This is a genomic window from Paenibacillus taichungensis, from assembly GCF_013359905.1.
GTDB classification, from domain to species: Bacteria; Bacillota; Bacilli; order Paenibacillales; family Paenibacillaceae; genus Paenibacillus; species Paenibacillus taichungensis.
The window spans coordinates 424043-441600 of record NZ_JABMCC010000112.1 but is presented as its reverse complement, the minus strand read 5'-3'; the positions used below and the strand labels follow the sequence as shown (position 1 = coordinate 441600).

The following is a 17558-nucleotide window of genomic DNA, read 5'->3' as shown; positions in this document are numbered from 1 at the left end:
AGAAAAGAGCTTGATAATAATTATCATTCTTGTTACAATAGAAAAAGAAAAAGGAACCGCGAGGGCTCCTTTAACTTGTACCATTTGAATTTTATTTTACTTCAAATGTTTTGCAATCCGTTTCAGCGGATTCACTTACTTTTTTGGAACTGTGACTCACGATGTAGATTGAAGATGCGTTGCATTTGTTCTCTTGAGCCCAGTGACGACAAGAATTAACCTCACATAATACGTCTTTTGCCATGATTGATAACCTCACTTTGATTGGATTACATTCGTTGGTATAAAAATAACATCCGGAATTGGCAAGTTGCCGCTTGCAAATCTGGAAAAAATTTGTGCTCTCTCGAGTAAATAGAGGGCTTTTTTGCGTTATACACAACGATGCATATTTAGAATAGCAAATTTTACTGCCGCTTGCAACAAGTTGGACGAGACCTTACGCAAAATGATGGACAAGTCACATAAACTTTGCAAAGAGGCCATATTATGTTATGATTTAATAGTAATAATTACTATTAAAAGATCATTAACTTATGAATGAGATTGCATCGACAGTATTTAACTTGGATGATCCCTTGAGACATAGAAGAAGGAGAACGATCAACGATGAGCAAAACCAACCATATAAATCGGATACCCCGAGCTAAAGGCATCGATATGGCCGCTTTTTATTCACCGAAAGAGTGTGGACGCAAGGCAAAGCATATTGTATTCTCCGCTGACAATGAACGGGTGGTGGGGGAGTTTATTACCATTCTCGGTATGAAAGATCAGTTTGCAGAACATGATGTGCCAATGCCGAACAAAATGGTGATGTTTGGTCCTCCGGGAACAGGCAAAACACTAACTGCTTTCCATCTTGCACACCGACTTCAGCTTCCGCTGGTTCTTGTGAGACTCGATGCCATTATTCATAGCCATCTAGGGGAGACGGGAAGCAATGTCCGTAAACTATTCGAATATGCACGGGCTAACCCCTGTGTGCTATTTCTAGATGAATTTGATGCCGTAGGTCGTACACGTGAAAGTAATGATGAGGTTAAAGAAATGGCTCGTGTCGTCAATACATTGTTGCAGTGTCTTGATGAATTCGATGGTGACAGCATTCTGGTTGCCGCTACGAATCTGGAGACACAGCTGGATCATGCGATATGGCGGCGATTTGATACCAAAATGACTTATGGGATGCCGGATGACTCGAGCCGTAGATTATATATTAACAAGCTGATGGGGCAGTTTGAGCAGGAGAGCCGACTGGAAGAATTCATGTGTGAACGCCTCACAGGATGCAGTTATGCGGATGTGGAGCAGATTGTTTTAAAAGCCAAGCGGAAAGCCATTATTGCCAGCAGTCGATTACATGAGCAGTTCATTAATGACGCGTATGCAGAATATATGCCGCGAGTACTGACCACTTAGCTTGTATATGAATATCACCGACTACTGTCACATTATGAATAGCCCGGTTCCTATGAAGGAATGTCGGGCTATTCGATATTTCAGCATTTACATGGGCCGTTTGTTCTTGGTTCTTTGGCAGATGAAGAAAGCCCGTTTATAAGATGCAGACATCGTGTCCTGCTACGCGTTAGCCGTTGCGCGGTAAGATGGTTCTATCTCTGTTTTTTCAGGACCAGACCATCGTGGCAAAGTTAAGGTGAAAAGGCTGCCTTCAGGACTGCTGGAGGTCAGGGATAAATCCCCTTCCTGAGCTCGAGCAAGCAAGCGGCTATAGGTTAGTCCCAGACCTAACCCGCGGGTACGGCGTTTTTTGATCTCACCACGGTAGAAACGTTCGAAGATCTTGGGTTGATCTTCTTTAGTGATACCCGTACCGTTATCCTGCACATCAACAAACAAGTTGTCCGCCTCAGCGCGCAAACGGATATGAAAGACGGCAGCTTGATCGGAAGCGGCAGCTTGCAGTCCATTATTGAGCAGGTTGACAATAATCTGCTGAATGCGAAGGGCATCACCGATGGTATAGAGCGTACCCGAAGGTGTGTGCAATTCAATCTCGGGAGACTTGTCCTCATAAGCGATTTTCCACTGATACATAATTTCACCCACCAGCAAATTCAGATCTATGCGTTCCCGACGAACAGCAACACTTCCAGCGCTCATCGCATTGTAATCCAGCAGGTCAGCGACCATACGTTCCATTCGTTCCGATTCTTTGAGTGCGATGTCCAGGAATTCCTTCGCTTCCTCCGGACTGACAATATCGTCCCGGACAGCCATCACGAGTCCTTTAATGGACGTTACCGGTGTTTTCAATTCATGGGTTACCCCAGCAAGTGACAGGGCACGCCATTCCTCCAATTGCTGCAAACGGATAGACATCTCGCGAAAAGATTCAACGAGTTCATTCATCTCCCGTTCTCGTGTGTTCAGATCCAAATTGACTTCATAGTTTCCGTTTCGAATCTGCTCTGCGGCATGGGCGACTTGACGAATAGGCCTGGAGAGCTTGCGGGACAGGAGGTAGATTGTAAACCAACCACACAGAATTAAAGCCACGAACAGGATGCATACCACAAGCATCGTTTCCGGATTGTATGCAATGGACTTTTTGGACTGCATGACCCACACTTTACCGAGTGTCTGATCGTCATCTGTGACGTTGACCGTCACCCCGGCGAATTTTTTGTTTCTTGGTTCGCGTAGGTCATCAGACAGCCGATTATATACATCTTGCTGCGTCATTTTTGGTTTGGAATAGATCAATTGATTATTGTTGTCAAGCACCATAATACAAAAGTAATTATCTGTATTGAAAAGCTTGGTTCGCTTGTCCACGAGCCTGTCGAGATCCGGGGGAATATGGAGTTTGTTTTCCGCTCCCGTTACCTTTTCGGCAATTTCCAACCCTAGCAGCTGGGCCGTTTTGAGACCTTTTTCAATGGAAGTAGTTCTGATCCAGTAAAGTGCCCCTGCAACAATAATGGTGAAACCAATGCAGAGGATTAGAAAATATCGAAGCGTCCAGTAGGACAGAATGGATGTTTTACGTTTGGTTGTATTTCGTTTTAGTTGGCGATCCAAAATTGATACCCCATTCCCCGTAAAGTCCGGATTTCTCCCATTTCAGGCAGCCAGTGGGATAACGCCTGACGCAGCCGTTTGATCGACAGGTCCACAGCCCGGTCACTTCCGTCATAATCCATGCCCCATACCTGTTCAATCAGATGGTCCCGGGTGAATGTGCGGTTGGGGTATTCTGATAGAAACAGGAGCAGTGACAAATCACGTGGTGTGAGTGCAACCTCGGCACCGTTCAAAAGTACCTGTTTGGCAGCCAGATCAATGACCAGATTACCAAAATAACGTTTGCCTTCACCTTCAGCTGTCCAGTGTGGATTGCGGCGAAGCACAGCATTGACTCTGGCGACCACTTCCTCAGGCACAAAGGGTTTGCTCATATAATCGTCAGCACCGGCATTCAGCCCATTAAGACGGTCCTGAATATCATCCAGTGCTGTTAACATGATGACGGGACAAGCACTTTTTTGGCGGATGATTCGTAGCAGATCCCAACCGTCCATTCCGGGCAGCATCACATCCAGCAATACCAAGGAAGGCACATCCGAATCAAATAAAGTTAGGGCGGTGGGGCCATCCGCTGCATGACGAACGTCGAATCCCGCTTTTCGAAGATAGGCAGCCAGCACACGGGCAATGGCTTGTTCATCTTCGACGATAAGTATGGATTTCAAGAAGGTGTCTCCTTTCACTTCAGAAGCTTGTGTACTGATTTTACATGAGCGGAAGCACAATGCCAATGAGGCAATTATTTTCAGAAAAAAATGCGTTGCACATCATTTCTTGACGTCATCCTGACACATTGGGCTGGTAAGATGCTGATAAATAACCAACTTATACAGTTACCCATTGGAGGAAATAGAGATGAATAAGAAGACAAAAACATGGATGATCTCAGGAGCGGCAGCAATCGTCATTCTTGGGGGCGGAGGGTACTATTTCGCGAACAGTTACCTGGGCAACAATGTTGAGATTGAACAGGTGCTGCCTGCCAGCACTGCAGCTTCCACAACGGAAGCCGGATCGGATAGCGGTACAAGCGTTTCCAACGTTGCAGCGGGAGCAGAGCAATTGAATGGAGACTGGAGCATCAGCGAAGGTTCGAAAGTATATTTTTCGGTAACGACATCCCGGGAGACGGTCAATTTTGCGGACGAGCAGGTTAGTGGTAACTTGACTCTTAATGTAGACGATGCGTCCCAGATGAAAGCGGATGGACAGATCGAGATGAGTGACATTGATTCAGGCAATAGCCAGCGGGATGGACATGTGAAAGAAGCTGATTTCTTCGATGTTTCCACCCATCCACAAGCTGCATTTACGGCTACCTCATTTGAAGGTGTACCAACGGAATGGCCGGCAGGGCAGACCGTAGACTTTAAAATGAACGGAACCCTAACGGTAAAAGGGATTGAGAAAGAGGTTACGTTTGACGTAAAAGCTGCTTACGAAAATGATCAGGTGTTGTTGTCCGCCACAACGATGGTTACCTTTGAAGATTTTGGTATGGAGAATCCACATTCGGTGGTCCTTTCTACTGAAAATGACATTCAGGTTCAACTGGAGCTGAAGCTCAGCAAGTAAGCATATAGTATGGCTAAAATCTGTTCCAATCTGCCTAATCAGACAGAGGGACAGATTTTTTTTGTTAGGAATGGGAATCGATCCACAGTGAGCAAGGAATTACCATTCGATGTGTTAAAATAACTGCTGTTTCCTTGGCATAATACCGTGTCCTCGTTTGATGTAAAGCGCTTACAATGATAATGATTTACAACATTCATTGTTCAAAGGTGACCAAACAAATGATAAGGGGGAGATCAAGCGTGCACAAAAGATACATAAGCGGCTGTCTCGTATTACTGATGTTGTTCTGTGATTTGGGTCTGGTAGTTCGGCCCGCAGCGGCAGCGGCGAAAGTAAACGTTGCGCTGAATAAGGCGGTTACGGTCAGTTCAGAAGATCTACAATGGGAGGGCTATAAAGAAAAAGCGGTGGATGGCAATGGAAATACAAAATGGAGTGCGGACAGTCCTACTTCAGTAGATCAACCGCATTGGCTGACGGTAAACTTGGGGGCTTCATACAACCTTTCCGGTGCGGAACTAAAGTGGAAGGATGAAAACGAGGTTGTGAAGTTTTTGGTTGAAGTTTCTGAGGACGGAAATACATGGACATCTGTGGCAGATCACTCTGCCAACGATAAAGCGGAATCACAGGTCAATCTGGATTTTCAGGCAGATGCGGTTCAGTATGTGAAGGTCACGATTCCTTATTATGCTGGTACCGACTGGTGGCCTGGCATTTCCGAGTTTCAAATCTGGGGAGAGGAAGAGGTACGGAACCCGGCAGACATCGTGAAATATGATCCAGTCAACGTGTCTACCGTAAGTCGTACTGCTCCTGTTCTGCCAGCAAAAGTCATGGCACATTACCAGAACGGGAAATCGGGCCTTGTCCCGGTGGCATGGGAGGAAGTTGCCCCTTCACAATATGCATCAGCAGGCAGCTTTACCGTTACGGGTGATGTATATGGGGCTCCCATTCAACCTGAAGCTACCGTTACGGTAGAAGGATATCGCAGTGATTTTATCAGAGGGGTGGATATTTCCACGTTAACAGCCATTGAGGATAATGGAGGTTATTATCTGGACAGCAATGGAGCAGAACGCGATCTGCTCGATATTCTCAAAGATCGTGGCGTGAACTATGTGCGGCTTCGACTGTGGAATGATCCACAGAAATCCAATGGGTACAACGACAAAGAAGATGTGATTCGTCTGGCCCAGCGGGTAAAAGAGAAAGGCATGAAGATCCTGCTCGACTTCCATTATTCCGATGAATGGGCGCATCCCGGTCAACAGCTTCGTCCGAAGGCCTGGGAAAACCTTTCATTTGATGAACTGAAGACCGCTGTATATGATTACACGCGTGAAGTGGTAAGCGAGATGAAGAATGCGGGCGCGATGCCCGATATGGTACAGATCGGTAACGAAATCAACAGCGGCGTGTTAAACGGATTGAAGAGTAATGTCGACTTTGATGAGAACGTTGCCTTACTTCAGCGAGGAGTGGATGGCGTTCGAAGTATCCAAGGCGGAGATCAGGTTCAAATCATGATCCATCTGGCTGAAGGGGGGAAAGCCGATACATTTGACTGGTACTTCGGTGAATTGCAGAAACGTCATTTGGAGTACGATATTATCGGCCTTTCCTATTATCCATTCTGGCACGGAACATTCGCAGATGTGCGCAAAACGATGAATGAGGTATCCGCGAAATATGGAAAAGAAGTCATTATCGCTGAGACGTCCTACCCTTTCTCGTATAAAAACGGGGACGCTCACGGCAATATTATTGGCAATCCGGAAACGCTGAATGTGGGAGGTGCTACCTTCCCGGCAACTGTGCAGGGACAATATGATGCGATTGCAGGCATTATGGACATGATCTCACAAGTTCCAAATCAGAAGGGAGCGGGGTTCTTCTATTGGGAGCCTGCATGGATTGCGGCCAATGTAGGCTGGATTGCTTCCGAGGGAGACGCATGGGAGAATCACGCCATGTTCGATTATGACGAATATCCGGCGAATGGCGGTTACTCGTATGAAGGGCGTGCCCTGCCATCGCTGGATGTGTACAAACGCGGCCTGGACAATCTGCCCGCAGATCGGAAAGAGCTGTCGGCAGCGATTACACGTGCAAAGGCGCTGGAATCCAGTGATTTTACATCTGAAAGCTGGACCACACTCGCTCCAGCCATTGCAGCAGCTGAGAATACGTACAAATTGGCTTATACATCTGGTGGTATAACCCAACAGGATACGGACGCTGCGACTGCCGCTCTTCATGAGGTTATGCAGCAGCTTGATGTTATAGCGGCGAATCGGAACGGTCTCGAGGCAATCATTGCCGAAGCCAAAACATATAAACAAGCAGATTGGTCTGCTGCAACATGGGCTGTTCTGACCAAGGCTCTTACTCGTGCAGAACAGGTTATGATAGATCCAAGAGCCACCCAGACCGAAGTGAATACAGCAGCAAAACAAGTGGAAGCAGCCATCCATGGGTTGTCCAACGTAGACAAAACGGAGCTGACACAGTTTATCGGTGAAATCCAGCAGCTGACCGAATCTTCGTATACTCAGCGAAGCTGGGCAAACCTGAAAGCGGCATTGTTATCGGCAATCACGGTCAGAGACAAGCAGGATGCCATACAATCGGAAGTGCAGGAGGCTCTGACAATACTTCAGAAAGCCCATAACAACCTTGTTTTGCTGGAGGCATTAACAACAGGTAAAACAGCTACCGCATCAAGCAGTGCCGGTACTGGTGGTGGAAAAGACAACTCGCCTGGGGGAGCGATTGACAGTGACCCCACTACTTCATGGGGAACAGACCAAAGTGTGGATAGTTGGTGGCAAGTGGATCTGGGGGCGACCGCTGTGATCCGTAAGCTGGAAATGTCCATGTGGAGTGGAGGCATTAAATACAAGATCGAAGTATCCAACGATAACAAGAACTTTGTCAAAGTCGTGGATACAACAAGTGATGTGGTTGTATCCACCAGTCCAAGACACATCCTGCCCGCAGGTACGGAGGCACGTTATATTAAACTGACCATTACCGCTGGTTCTCAGTGGGTAGGCTTTATGGATTTTGAAGCTTATGGCATGTTCCCGGCTGACAAATCTGCCATGGAGACTACAGTGAATTCCGCTGCGAAGCTGCATCAAAGTAATTACACGGCCGCAAGCTGGAATGTGTTTGCACAGGCATTGTCGTTTGCTCATGTGCTTATGGATGATGCAGAAGCCAGCGCACAGGAAATCAGTGCTGCGGATAACGCATTGAAAGAGGCGGTTAGTCAGCTTGTACGGCAAGAGCTGACCCCGGGTCAGCCATCACAGCCAGGTCAACCTGCACAGCCTTCCACGCCTGGATCATCCCAGAATTCCGGCAATCCTCCTGTAACGCCACCTGTCGAATCCGGTAATCCAGGAGAAAGTGGTTCCATTACATTCAAAGGGACAAGTACCGGAGCGGGCACCTATGTGATTCAACCTGAGATGAAACAGTTGTCTCAAATGATTGAAGGAATGGGAGCAGGCAGCAAAAAGCTAACCTTGATTGCAGATGTTCCCAAGGATACAAAGGCTGTGACCTTCCAGCTCAATGCAAATCAACTTCAGGAATGGGCACGTACTCAGGCATTACAGTCGCTGGAGCTCGTCATGAAACAGACATCTGTCCGTATCCCGTTAAATTTATTGAAGGATGCTCGTAATGAAGATGGGGATACAATGGATGTCATTCTAACCGAAGACTCCACAGCCAATCTGTCTGAAGCGCAACAGGAAGCCATCGGTAACCGCAACGTGGTGGTCAGCGTGGATCTCTTGTTAAACGGACAGCTGTTACAGTGGACTGACAGATCCATTGAAATAGCGATGTCTAATGTGCAAAATTCAAATGCAGAAGACAATGTGCTGGCTATCCAATCCCTTTTGCCAAATGGTGAAATGAAACCGGTAACCTTTACTCAATATGATGAAATGACCCAAAGTCTTGCTTTCAAGCCGCTTCAATCAGGCCGTTTCGTGATTACTGAAGTGCAGGTGCCGTTGAATGATTTGCAATCCTACTCCTGGGCCATTAAAGAGATTCAGAATCTGTATGGAAAAGGAATCATTTCAGGCATGACAGATACCCGATTCAGTCCGCAAGCAGAACTGACACGTGCACAATTTCTGCAAATGATCATGAAGGGGATTGGCGAATCACGTTTGCCGGATACATCCACTTCAGCTCCAATGGATGTGAAGAATGATCAGTGGTATTCAGATTCCGTACGTCTTGGTTTGGAGATGGGAATCGTGCAAGGCCGAGCAGACGGTTCGTTTGCAGCAAATGAACGTATTACCCGTGAGGACATGGCGGTAATGTTAAACCGTGCGGTACAGGTCATGAAGCAGAACACCAGTACAACCGTTGATACAACAACCAACAGCACCACATTTAATGACAACGCAGATATCGCTGAATATGCAAAACAAGCTGTTGCAGCGATGCAGGAGCAAGGCCTGCTTAAAGGAATGGCAGATGGCTCGTTTGCGCCTAAACTGCATGCTAATCGTGCACAGGGTGCAGTCGCTGTAGCCAGAATGATGGAGCAGATTTATAAATTTTAAGTGTATATATGATATAGGGATCGGGTCTTTCTGACTCGATCCCTATATTTATGGACTTCAATTAAAATGGTAGACAGTTAGTAATCAATTCTGCTATGATTCCAATGATAATGATTACCATTATCATAAAAGTGTTGAATTATAGGGGGCATCATGTTTATGTTTAAATCCAAATCGATTCTTTCCATTTGCACGTTATTTATTGTGTTTACGCTAGTTCTTGCGGGTTGCGGAAATGCAGGAAAGACAACGGATGAAACGGGGAGCGGCTCAGGACAGACGACTGAGAATCAGGAATCCACTGGAACCGATACAGCTCAGAATGAATCAGCGGAAAGTGAAACACGTGAATATGAGACGGATAAAGGGACGGTTACCATTCCTGCACACCCGAAACGCATCGTGACCGATTACTACGGGGGCGAGATTCTGTCTGTAGGCGGTAACTTAATTGGTGTAGAGCCAAGTGCCTTTGATAACCCGTTCATTAAGGACAAGCTGAAAGACACCACAGATGTGGGTTATCCGGTGAACGTGGAGAAGACGCTGGAATTACAGCCTGACTTGATCGTTGTCATGTATGATGATAACTACGAGGAACTGTCCAAAATCGCACCAACTGTGCATATCCCATATGGTACAGCGACAGATATCTACAAGACCGTGGAGCTATTTGGTGATTTGATTGGTCAACCTGATCAGGCGAAGGCGTTCATTGCCGATTATGAGAAAAAGGCGGCAGCAGGACGCGAGAAGCTGAAAGGCATCGTGGACGAAAATACGACCGTTGGATTATACGAGTTGACGGACAAAGGAGATCTGTGGATCTTTGGCGACAACGCAGGCCGGGGCGGACAAGTTGTATACAATGCTTTGAAGCTGAAAATGCCGAGCAAAGTGAGCAAAGACAATCAGACCGTGCAGCTATCGCTCGAAGTATTGCCTGAATATGCTACTGATTACATGTTCATGACGGTGTACGATCCTGAGAAAAAAGGCGAAGCGCTGAAGGAATTCAAACAGTCCAAAGTATGGAATGGGCTGGATGCGGTGAAGAATCACCGATTCTTCGAGAATGATTTTGACACATTCTATCGATATGATCCAATCGCCATTACTGCCCAGATTGATTTGTTTGTTGATCTGATCTTGAAGAGCGCTGAACAAAACAAATAATGATGAACGTTGTTTAACGAGGTGATGACTTCTAATATAGGCTAGCGCCTCGCATAACTTAACCCATAATGAGTTGTCATTACTGACTATAATTATAGAAAATCGACCTGCTTTAAGGCTTCTGCCTAAGGTAGGTCTTTTTTTTGATTAAAAGCAAAAAAAAGTTGTTAATGTCATATTGACAATATCTAATTCGTTTGTTATCATTTCGATAATATCAAAATGACAATATTAAGGAATGGGGAATGAGCGATGTTTGGATTCCGATTCGTGAAGTTTCAACCCAGTGAGTACGTAATGAAAGTGAAGAATGGGCAGGTGCAACGTCAAGGTGTGGGTTTGTCTTTCTACTATTATGAGCCGACGACATCGGTGGTGGTTCTGCCTGTATCTTCGGTGGATGTGCCCTTTATGTTCGAAGAAATAACAGCCGATTATCAAACAGTTACGGTTCAGGGTCAACTGAGTTATCGTATCGTTGATTATATGAAAATCACCCAAAGCTTGAACTACACGTACAATTTGCGCAAAAACAGATATATCTCCGACGATCCTGGCAAGTTGGATCAACGTGTAATTACGACCGCCAAAGTTCTGACCAAAAAACATCTGGAGCAAATGCCACTGAAGGAAGCCATTCAATCGAGTGAACGGCTGGCCAGCAGCATGAAACGGGAAGTGGTGCAGAGTGAGGAACTGGAGAAATTGGGCGTAGAACTGATGAGTTTGTCCATTCTGGCTATTTTGCCTAATAAAGAGACGATGCGTGCACTGGAAGCACAAGCGCGGGAAGAGATTTTACGCCAAGCCGACGAAGCGCTGTATGTACGTCGCAATGCATCCATTGAACAGGAGCGGAAAGTGAAGGAAAACGAACTAAACACGGAAATTGCCGTTGAGACGAAGAAACAGCAGATTCGAGAAACCCAATTACATGCCGAGCGCTCAGTGAAACAGAAACAGAATGAGATGGAACAGGAACAGCTTCAATTCAATACGGCGATGGAGGAACGGAAACAACAGCTTATAGAATTAACGATTGCCAATCAGAATGCCGAAGCTGATGCCAAAGCCTATGAAATTGCTGCCGTGATGAACTCGTTACAACAGGTGGAGCCTAGCGTGCTACAGGCGATGGCTAACATGGGTATGAACTCGGATAAACTGATTGCCCTTGCATTCCAGGAGCTGGCTGAGAATGCCGGGAAAATTGGACAGCTTAACATTTCGCCTGATCTGCTGCAAGGATTGATGAATCCACCGACAAGAGAGCAGCAGGGAGGTCGGGCACGATGAGACTTGGGAAGGCAAGCCAGTCTGAAGCTGCACACACTGCGGGAGGAGAACCTATGACCGAATACAAGTTGATTCTGGTCAAACGCAGAACGAGGCTGGAAGAATTGGTGGTCCGTTATAACACGGTCCAACAAGCCCAGTTCTATATCGAACGCCTGGGAGCAGACTTCAGTGATTACCTGGAGGAGGACAGACGTTATCATCATTCCGTGAAGCAGGCCCAGCAGCAGCTCAGCCAACTGGGCCGGATTCAGACTATTGATCGGGAACATGTGCCCAACTTTATTTTTGGAGCACATGACATTGTGGTAGTAATCGGACAGGATGGACTTGTTGCCAATACGCTCAAGTATGTAACCGAGCAGCCGCTCATTGGTGTGAATCCTGACCCCATGCGTTGGGACGGGGTATTGCTGCCATTTACGGTAGAGGATCTGAGCTTCATAATTCCTGATGTTATTCGTAAACGCCGCTCCATGAAAGAAGTGACGTTGGCCAAAGTGGAGCTGAATGATGGGCAGTATCTTTATGGCGTCAACGATCTGTTCATTGGTAGAAAGACGCATGTATCTGCTCGTTATGAAGTTCGCATGGGTTCATCGGTAGAACAACAATCCTCCAGCGGAGTGATTGTATCCACGGGAATGGGATCGACGGGCTGGTTCAAAAGTGTGCTGGCAGGTGCTGCTGGAGTCGTGGGCTCGGAAGCGTGGCAGCACATACAATCGGGTGAAGCGTTCATCCCTGATAGAGACAGCAGAAGCTCTCATTCAAACTCGAACCCTAGAGGGAAAGGTTATTCAGAAGCACATATCGCCGCGACAGCATCTGCACAGGGGAGCATGAGCGACATGAATCACTTTGGCTGGGATGCGCCTTATCTGTATTTTACTGTACGTGAACCCTTCCCTAGCCGGACGACTGCAGCCAATCTTGTGTTTGGACAGATTCATCCAAAACAGCCTTTGCAGATTGTCTCCCAGATGCCGGAGGACGGTGTTATTTTCAGTGACGGGGTAGAACAGGACTTTCTCGAATTTAATTCCGGAGTGGAGGCGACCATTGGCTTAGCAGAGAAACGTGGACGTTTGGTGGTCTGATCCTTTATTTCCAACCCGTTTTTGACTAGAATGGTAAACTAGATGTAGAAGATATGTCAGGGAACGGAAAGAAGGTTGACGATGCAATCGATATTGCTGGTTGAAGATGATGCCAAGCTCGCAGGATTGCTGGGTGAATATCTGATCCGAAATGGTTTTCAAGTGCAGATTGTGGCAGATTTCCGTCATGTTCTGGATGAATTCATGCAGTTCGGTCCGGATTTGGTATTGATGGATGTAAATCTGCCTCAATTTGATGGCTACTACTGGTGTAGACAGATCCGTTCGCATTCCATATGTCCCATTCTATTTATTTCGGCTCGTGACAGTGGCATGGATCAGGTTATGGCGCTGGAGCATGGGGCGGATGATTATATTACGAAGCCTTTTCAATATGAGGTCGTACTTGCTAAAGTTCGTAGTCACCTGCGTAGGGCATATGGGATGTATGCAGCTGTTCAACCAGAAATGAAAGTGAAAAATGGCTCTATGCTGCTGTACCCCGAAAGATATGTACTGGAGTTCGATGGTCGTTCCGTGGAGCTGACACAGAAGGAATCCGTATTGGTCGAGGCACTGATGGCCAAGGCAGGCCGGGTAGTGGGCCGTGAGCGTTTGCTCGAACTGATGTGGGAAGATCAGCATTTTATTGATGATAATACGTTGAATGTGTACATTACTCGTGTTCGCCGCAAGCTGAAGGATCTGGGAGCTGAAGAGGTTTTGGAAACTGTTCGCGGAGCGGGCTACCGATTGCTTGATTTGGAGTCACCTGTCCAAGAGGACCGACAATGAAACTGTTCTTAAGAGATCAGCTACCCCTCATCGGATTTTATTTGTTACAGATGCTGCTTGTCCCATGTGTATATTGGCTTTCAGGTGAGGATCGCCCCATGAAGATTGTACTTTATGGCATGTTTCTGAGTACAGTGGTATTGCTCGTGTATCTGACCGTACGTTATTTCCATCTTCATCCATATTACCGTGTGCTCCAGCAGCCACAACGGCTGGTACAGGAGCCTTTCCAATCACTTGGTAATGCCCCTGTGGCTAATTGTTTACAGGAATTGATGCATGAACTGGAGCGTAACCGTCAGCATGAGATGGGGCAATTGCGCATGCATAGTGAGCAGCAGGTTGTATTCATGAATCGTTGGGTCCATCAGATGAAGACACCCTTGTCCATTATTCAGTTGACCCTGGAAGATGTGGATGATGATAAAACTGCAGGCAGTATACAGGATGAGCTGGATAAAATGCGCAAAGGGTTGGAAATGGTACTTCATTCTTCACGTCTGGAACAGTTCGAAGGGGATTTTCGCGTAGAGCTTTTGTCTCTACCCGAGGTGGTTCGAAGCAGCGTAGCTGAGAATCGACGTTTGTTTATTCGCAGAGGAATTACGCCGGATATCCAAATGGACAACGAACTTCTAGTTTATAGTGACTCCAAATGGTTGCGGTTCATGTTAACCCAGATTTTGACCAATGCCGTCAATTACTCAGATAGCAAAGCAGGTAAAAAAGTTATGATTACTGCCTATATGAAGGAAGAACGAATCGTATTAGATATTCAGGATCAGGGTATCGGCATATCGGCTGAAGATATTCAACGTGTGTTTAATCCTTACTTCACCGGAGAGCGGGGAAGACAGTATCATGAATCTACAGGGATGGGACTATATCTGGTCCGTGAGATCAGTGCACGTTTGGGTAACCAGATTGAATTGTTCTCCAAACCGGATGAAGGAACATTGGTCCGATTCAGCTGGATGAATCGAAAATAGAAGTGCTTTGCCTATGGGCGAAGTGCTTTTTTTATGGAATAGGAAGAAGGGGGAACATAACCTTAAACGCTGTGTAAGGAAAGTTTAAGGTAAATCGATAGCAGGGTTGTAGGAGGTCGTTTAGGATAAGGATATGAAAAGAAAGCATAGTTTAGTTGGAGGGGAAACACCATGGAAATGTTACAAGTTTCGGCACTAAACAAAGTGTATCAGGGCAAAGTGCAGACTCAAGCCCTTAGTGATATTCATCTGACCATCAAGCAGGGTGAATTTGTAGGGATTATGGGACCATCGGGAAGTGGAAAAACGACGTTGCTCAATATGGTCTCGACCATTGATGAACCAAGTTCAGGCAAGGTGCTGATTAATGGCATGAATCCGTTTGATATGAAAAAGAAAGAACTTGCCATGTTCCGACGCAGGGAACTCGGGTTTGTATTTCAGGATTTTAATCTGCTCGATACCTTGACCGTTGCTGAAAATATAGTACTCCCCTTGACGCTGGACAAAGTCAAGCTGAAGGAGATGGAGAGCAGACTCAATCGGATTACCACTCACCTTGGAATTGATCATATTCTGGATAAACGCATTTATGAAATCTCGGGTGGACAGCGGCAGCGTACAGCCATTGCCAGGGCCATGATTAATATGCCATCCATTGTACTGGCCGATGAGCCGACTGGTGCATTGGACTCCACCTCATCTCAAGCGGTAATGGAATCGCTTGAACAGATCAACCAGCAAGAGAAAACAACGATTATGCTGGTCACGCATGATCCACTTGCCGCAAGTTATTGCCATCGGATTGTGTTTATCAAGGATGGCAAGCTCGCAGCCGAAGTGCATCGTGGAGATAACCGCCAGACGTTCTTTCAACGGATTATTGATACATTATCCTTCTGGGGAGGGAATTCGCATGAGCTTTCCTCAGTTCGCCTTTAATAACATTCGCCGAAACGGGCGAGCGTACATCGCCTTTTTCCTAAGTAGTGCATTCATGGTCATGATATTCTTCGCGTATGCAATGTTTATCTATCATCCGTTTGTTGAGAAATTGCCGATTGGCAAGACTACGGCAGCGGGAATGCAGGTTGCCTCCGTCATCGTATACGTTTTCGCGATCTTCTTTGTTATGTATTCCATTAGTGCATTTCTGAAATCACGGAACAAGGAATTCGGTATTCTAACCATCTTGGGCGCAGAACCAGGACAGATTCGAAGGCTGGTCATTCTGGAAAATATGTTTATCGGATGTCTGTCCATTGTGGCTGGAATAGGTGGAGGCATGTTATTATCCAAGCTGTTCCTGATGTTAACCACCCGATTTATCGGTATGGAGGATCTGCCTTTTTATTTCCCTGTGAAGGCCATGTTGATTACGGTGATTGCTTTTTTAGTACTGTTCTTTTGCATTTCCCTGTTTACATTGGTCTTTATCGGGAATAAGCGAGCATTGGAGCTGCTTACGGGTTCGAGCAAACCCAAGAAGGAACCTAAAGCATCTTGGATATTCTCTATTCTCGGGCTTGCGTTTCTGGCTACGGGATTCCTTGCGCTTTACGGTAGTTTGTCGAGTGAGAGTATTCTGATCGCTGCTGTGACAGGCATTGCAGGTACGTATTTTTTTTACTCGCAGCTTTCCGTGCTGGGTATTCGTCTGTTGAAACGTAACCGCAAACGGGTGTGGCATGGTACACGCTTGCTATGGATTTCTGAGATGAGTTACAAAATAAAAGATAACGCACGCATGCTGTTTATGGTGACGGTGGTTATTGCGGTTGCTTCCATGAGTGCAGTGGTCATTTTGTCGCTGGATCAACAGAATCGACAAGTATTTAGAGACAATCATTTTCCGATCCGTTATAACGTGTACAGTGCATCGGAAGAACCTAACATGGCACCCGTCAATGAGGTTCTTGACGCTGCCGGTCTTCAATATCAGAATGCTTATCTGGAATATTTTTGGACAAGTACGGATGATAGCGGCATCAGTGTGATGTCTCTAAGTGATTTCAACCAGTTCAACACAATCCAGAACAAACCGACCTATACGCTCTCAGCTCATTCCAGTATATTCATTGATTCACGCAATGTGGAGAAGCCTCGACATGAAGAACGATTTCGTTCCTATGCCAAGGGCGATCAGTTAACGCTGGATATGAATTCAGGGCCTGTTACACTCGACATTAAATATACTGAAAATGAACCGGAATTCAACGGACTTCTGTATACATCAGCCCTAGTTATTGTAAGTGATGAAGAGTTTAAAGCTCTTACCGGACCATTGGACAAAGATGCTGTTTCCGGTAAATATCTTTATCATATCCCTTCATGGGGGGGATCGGTGCCCGATCGGCAATCATCTGAAGTGATGGTAAGTGATCGGCTGAAGGGCATGGATGAGATTATTAGAAATAACTCTAATGATAAAGATTTTTCAGGTTTTTTCACGACGCGATATGCTGACTTCGAAGAATTCAGACAGACAACGGCACTCTTTACCTTTTTGGGGATATTCATCGGACTGATCTTCTCGATCTCCTCAGCCAGCTTTCTCTATTTCAGGCTGCACACGGATCTGGAGGCAGATGGGAAAATGGTGCATTCCTTGTCTAAAATGGGTCTCAGTTTTCAGGAGATGAAACGATCATCCACAATTCAGATCGCGGTTCTCTTTTTCTTCCCAATCCTGATCTCAATTGTTGAAACGCTCGTTGTTGTTAAGCCGTTTCTAACTGAATTCGGTATCACGAATTATACTGTTCCGGTATTAACCGTGTTTGGTGCATTTTTGCTGGCACAGACCTTCTATTTCTTCGTCATTCGTTCAAGATATATATCTTCACTACGCAAAATGATGGTTTAAAGTTAGCGGTTTTATATTAATCTGGTCATGTCCCCTGTTTTTGTTGTCTATGCTCCGGTTAATGGAGTGATAGATCATATATGAACATGAGAGGGGTCAT

At 46.0% G+C, this 17558-nt stretch carries 13 protein-coding genes; 10 read left to right on the top strand and 3 right to left on the bottom strand.

Going from position 1 to position 17558, the window contains the following annotated elements; all coding sequences use genetic code 11:
• Positions 1-91: 91 nt before the first annotated feature.
• On the bottom strand, positions 92-244 hold the full coding sequence (locus tag HP548_RS18080) for a DUF1540 domain-containing protein (RefSeq protein ID WP_072733378.1): 153 nt from the start codon (positions 242-244) through the stop codon (positions 92-94).
• A gap of 365 nt (positions 245-609) precedes the next feature.
• On the opposite strand from HP548_RS18080, the gene HP548_RS18075 reads away from it, so the two are divergent.
• Positions 610-1422 (top strand): AAA family ATPase, encoded by an 813-nt coding sequence (locus tag HP548_RS18075; protein ID WP_175382444.1) that lies wholly within the window; start codon positions 610-612, stop codon positions 1420-1422.
• A 162-nt stretch (positions 1423-1584) separates the two neighbouring features.
• Here the strand turns inward: HP548_RS18075 and HP548_RS18070 are convergent, their stop codons facing one another.
• Positions 1585-3048: a HAMP domain-containing sensor histidine kinase gene (locus HP548_RS18070; RefSeq protein WP_175382443.1), complete on the bottom strand. Its 1464-nt coding sequence runs from the start codon at positions 3046-3048 to the stop codon at positions 1585-1587.
• Positions 3033-3719 (bottom strand): response regulator transcription factor, encoded by a 687-nt coding sequence (locus HP548_RS18065; RefSeq protein ID WP_175382442.1) that lies wholly within the window; start codon positions 3717-3719, stop codon positions 3033-3035. The genes HP548_RS18070 and HP548_RS18065 overlap by 16 nt, the downstream gene beginning before the upstream one ends.
• A 190-nt stretch (positions 3720-3909) precedes the next feature.
• Here HP548_RS18065 and HP548_RS18060 point away from each other — a divergent pair, with 190 nt between their 5' ends.
• From HP548_RS18060 to HP548_RS18020, 9 genes are all read left to right on the top strand, one after another.
• Positions 3910-4629: a YceI family protein gene (locus tag HP548_RS18060; protein ID WP_076289007.1), complete on the top strand. Its 720-nt coding sequence runs from the start codon at positions 3910-3912 to the stop codon at positions 4627-4629.
• Between the two features lie 242 nt (positions 4630-4871).
• Positions 4872-9236 (top strand): glycosyl hydrolase 53 family protein, encoded by a 4365-nt coding sequence (locus HP548_RS18055; protein WP_175382441.1) that lies wholly within the window; start codon positions 4872-4874, stop codon positions 9234-9236.
• A 159-nt stretch (positions 9237-9395) separates the two neighbouring features.
• Complete coding sequence (locus tag HP548_RS18050) at positions 9396-10412, top strand: iron-hydroxamate ABC transporter substrate-binding protein (RefSeq protein ID WP_175382440.1); 1017 nt, start codon at positions 9396-9398, stop codon at positions 10410-10412.
• 252 nt (positions 10413-10664) lie between these two features.
• Positions 10665-11708, top strand: coding sequence for an SPFH domain-containing protein (locus HP548_RS18045; protein WP_076289010.1), 1044 nt, complete (start codon positions 10665-10667; stop codon positions 11706-11708).
• Positions 11705-12808 (top strand): diacylglycerol kinase catalytic domain-containing protein, encoded by a 1104-nt coding sequence (locus tag HP548_RS18040; RefSeq protein ID WP_175382439.1) that lies wholly within the window; start codon positions 11705-11707, stop codon positions 12806-12808. Before HP548_RS18045 ends, HP548_RS18040 begins: the two co-directional genes overlap by 4 nt.
• An 81-nt stretch (positions 12809-12889) precedes the next feature.
• Positions 12890-13603 (top strand): response regulator transcription factor, encoded by a 714-nt coding sequence (locus tag HP548_RS18035; RefSeq protein WP_099858361.1) that lies wholly within the window; start codon positions 12890-12892, stop codon positions 13601-13603.
• The gene (locus HP548_RS18030; protein ID WP_175382438.1) at positions 13600-14592 is read left to right on the top strand and encodes a sensor histidine kinase; all 993 of its coding nucleotides are present in this window, start codon (positions 13600-13602) and stop codon (positions 14590-14592) included. The genes HP548_RS18035 and HP548_RS18030 overlap by 4 nt, the downstream gene beginning before the upstream one ends.
• A gap of 171 nt (positions 14593-14763) precedes the next feature.
• A complete protein-coding gene (locus HP548_RS18025; protein ID WP_076289013.1) occupies positions 14764-15534 on the top strand; it encodes an ABC transporter ATP-binding protein in 771 nt (256 codons plus the stop codon).
• Positions 15509-17458 (top strand): ABC transporter permease, encoded by a 1950-nt coding sequence (locus HP548_RS18020; protein ID WP_175382437.1) that lies wholly within the window; start codon positions 15509-15511, stop codon positions 17456-17458. The genes HP548_RS18025 and HP548_RS18020 overlap by 26 nt, the downstream gene beginning before the upstream one ends.
• Positions 17459-17558 lie beyond the last annotated feature (100 nt).

Coding starts and splice junctions, on each gene's coding strand:
- HP548_RS18025 (WP_076289013.1), top strand. CDS start 14,764: ATGGAAATGTTACAAGTTTCGGCACTAAACAAAGTGTATCAGGGCAAA.
- HP548_RS18080 (WP_072733378.1), bottom strand. CDS start 244: ATGGCAAAAGACGTATTATGTGAGGTTAATTCTTGTCGTCACTGGGCT.
- HP548_RS18060 (WP_076289007.1), top strand. CDS start 3,910: ATGAATAAGAAGACAAAAACATGGATGATCTCAGGAGCGGCAGCAATC.
- HP548_RS18035 (WP_099858361.1), top strand. CDS start 12,890: ATGCAATCGATATTGCTGGTTGAAGATGATGCCAAGCTCGCAGGATTG.
- HP548_RS18075 (WP_175382444.1), top strand. CDS start 610: ATGAGCAAAACCAACCATATAAATCGGATACCCCGAGCTAAAGGCATC.
- HP548_RS18050 (WP_175382440.1), top strand. CDS start 9,396: ATGTTTAAATCCAAATCGATTCTTTCCATTTGCACGTTATTTATTGTG.
- HP548_RS18020 (WP_175382437.1), top strand. CDS start 15,509: ATGAGCTTTCCTCAGTTCGCCTTTAATAACATTCGCCGAAACGGGCGA.
- HP548_RS18030 (WP_175382438.1), top strand. CDS start 13,600: ATGAAACTGTTCTTAAGAGATCAGCTACCCCTCATCGGATTTTATTTG.
- HP548_RS18040 (WP_175382439.1), top strand. CDS start 11,705: ATGAGACTTGGGAAGGCAAGCCAGTCTGAAGCTGCACACACTGCGGGA.
- HP548_RS18045 (WP_076289010.1), top strand. CDS start 10,665: ATGTTTGGATTCCGATTCGTGAAGTTTCAACCCAGTGAGTACGTAATG.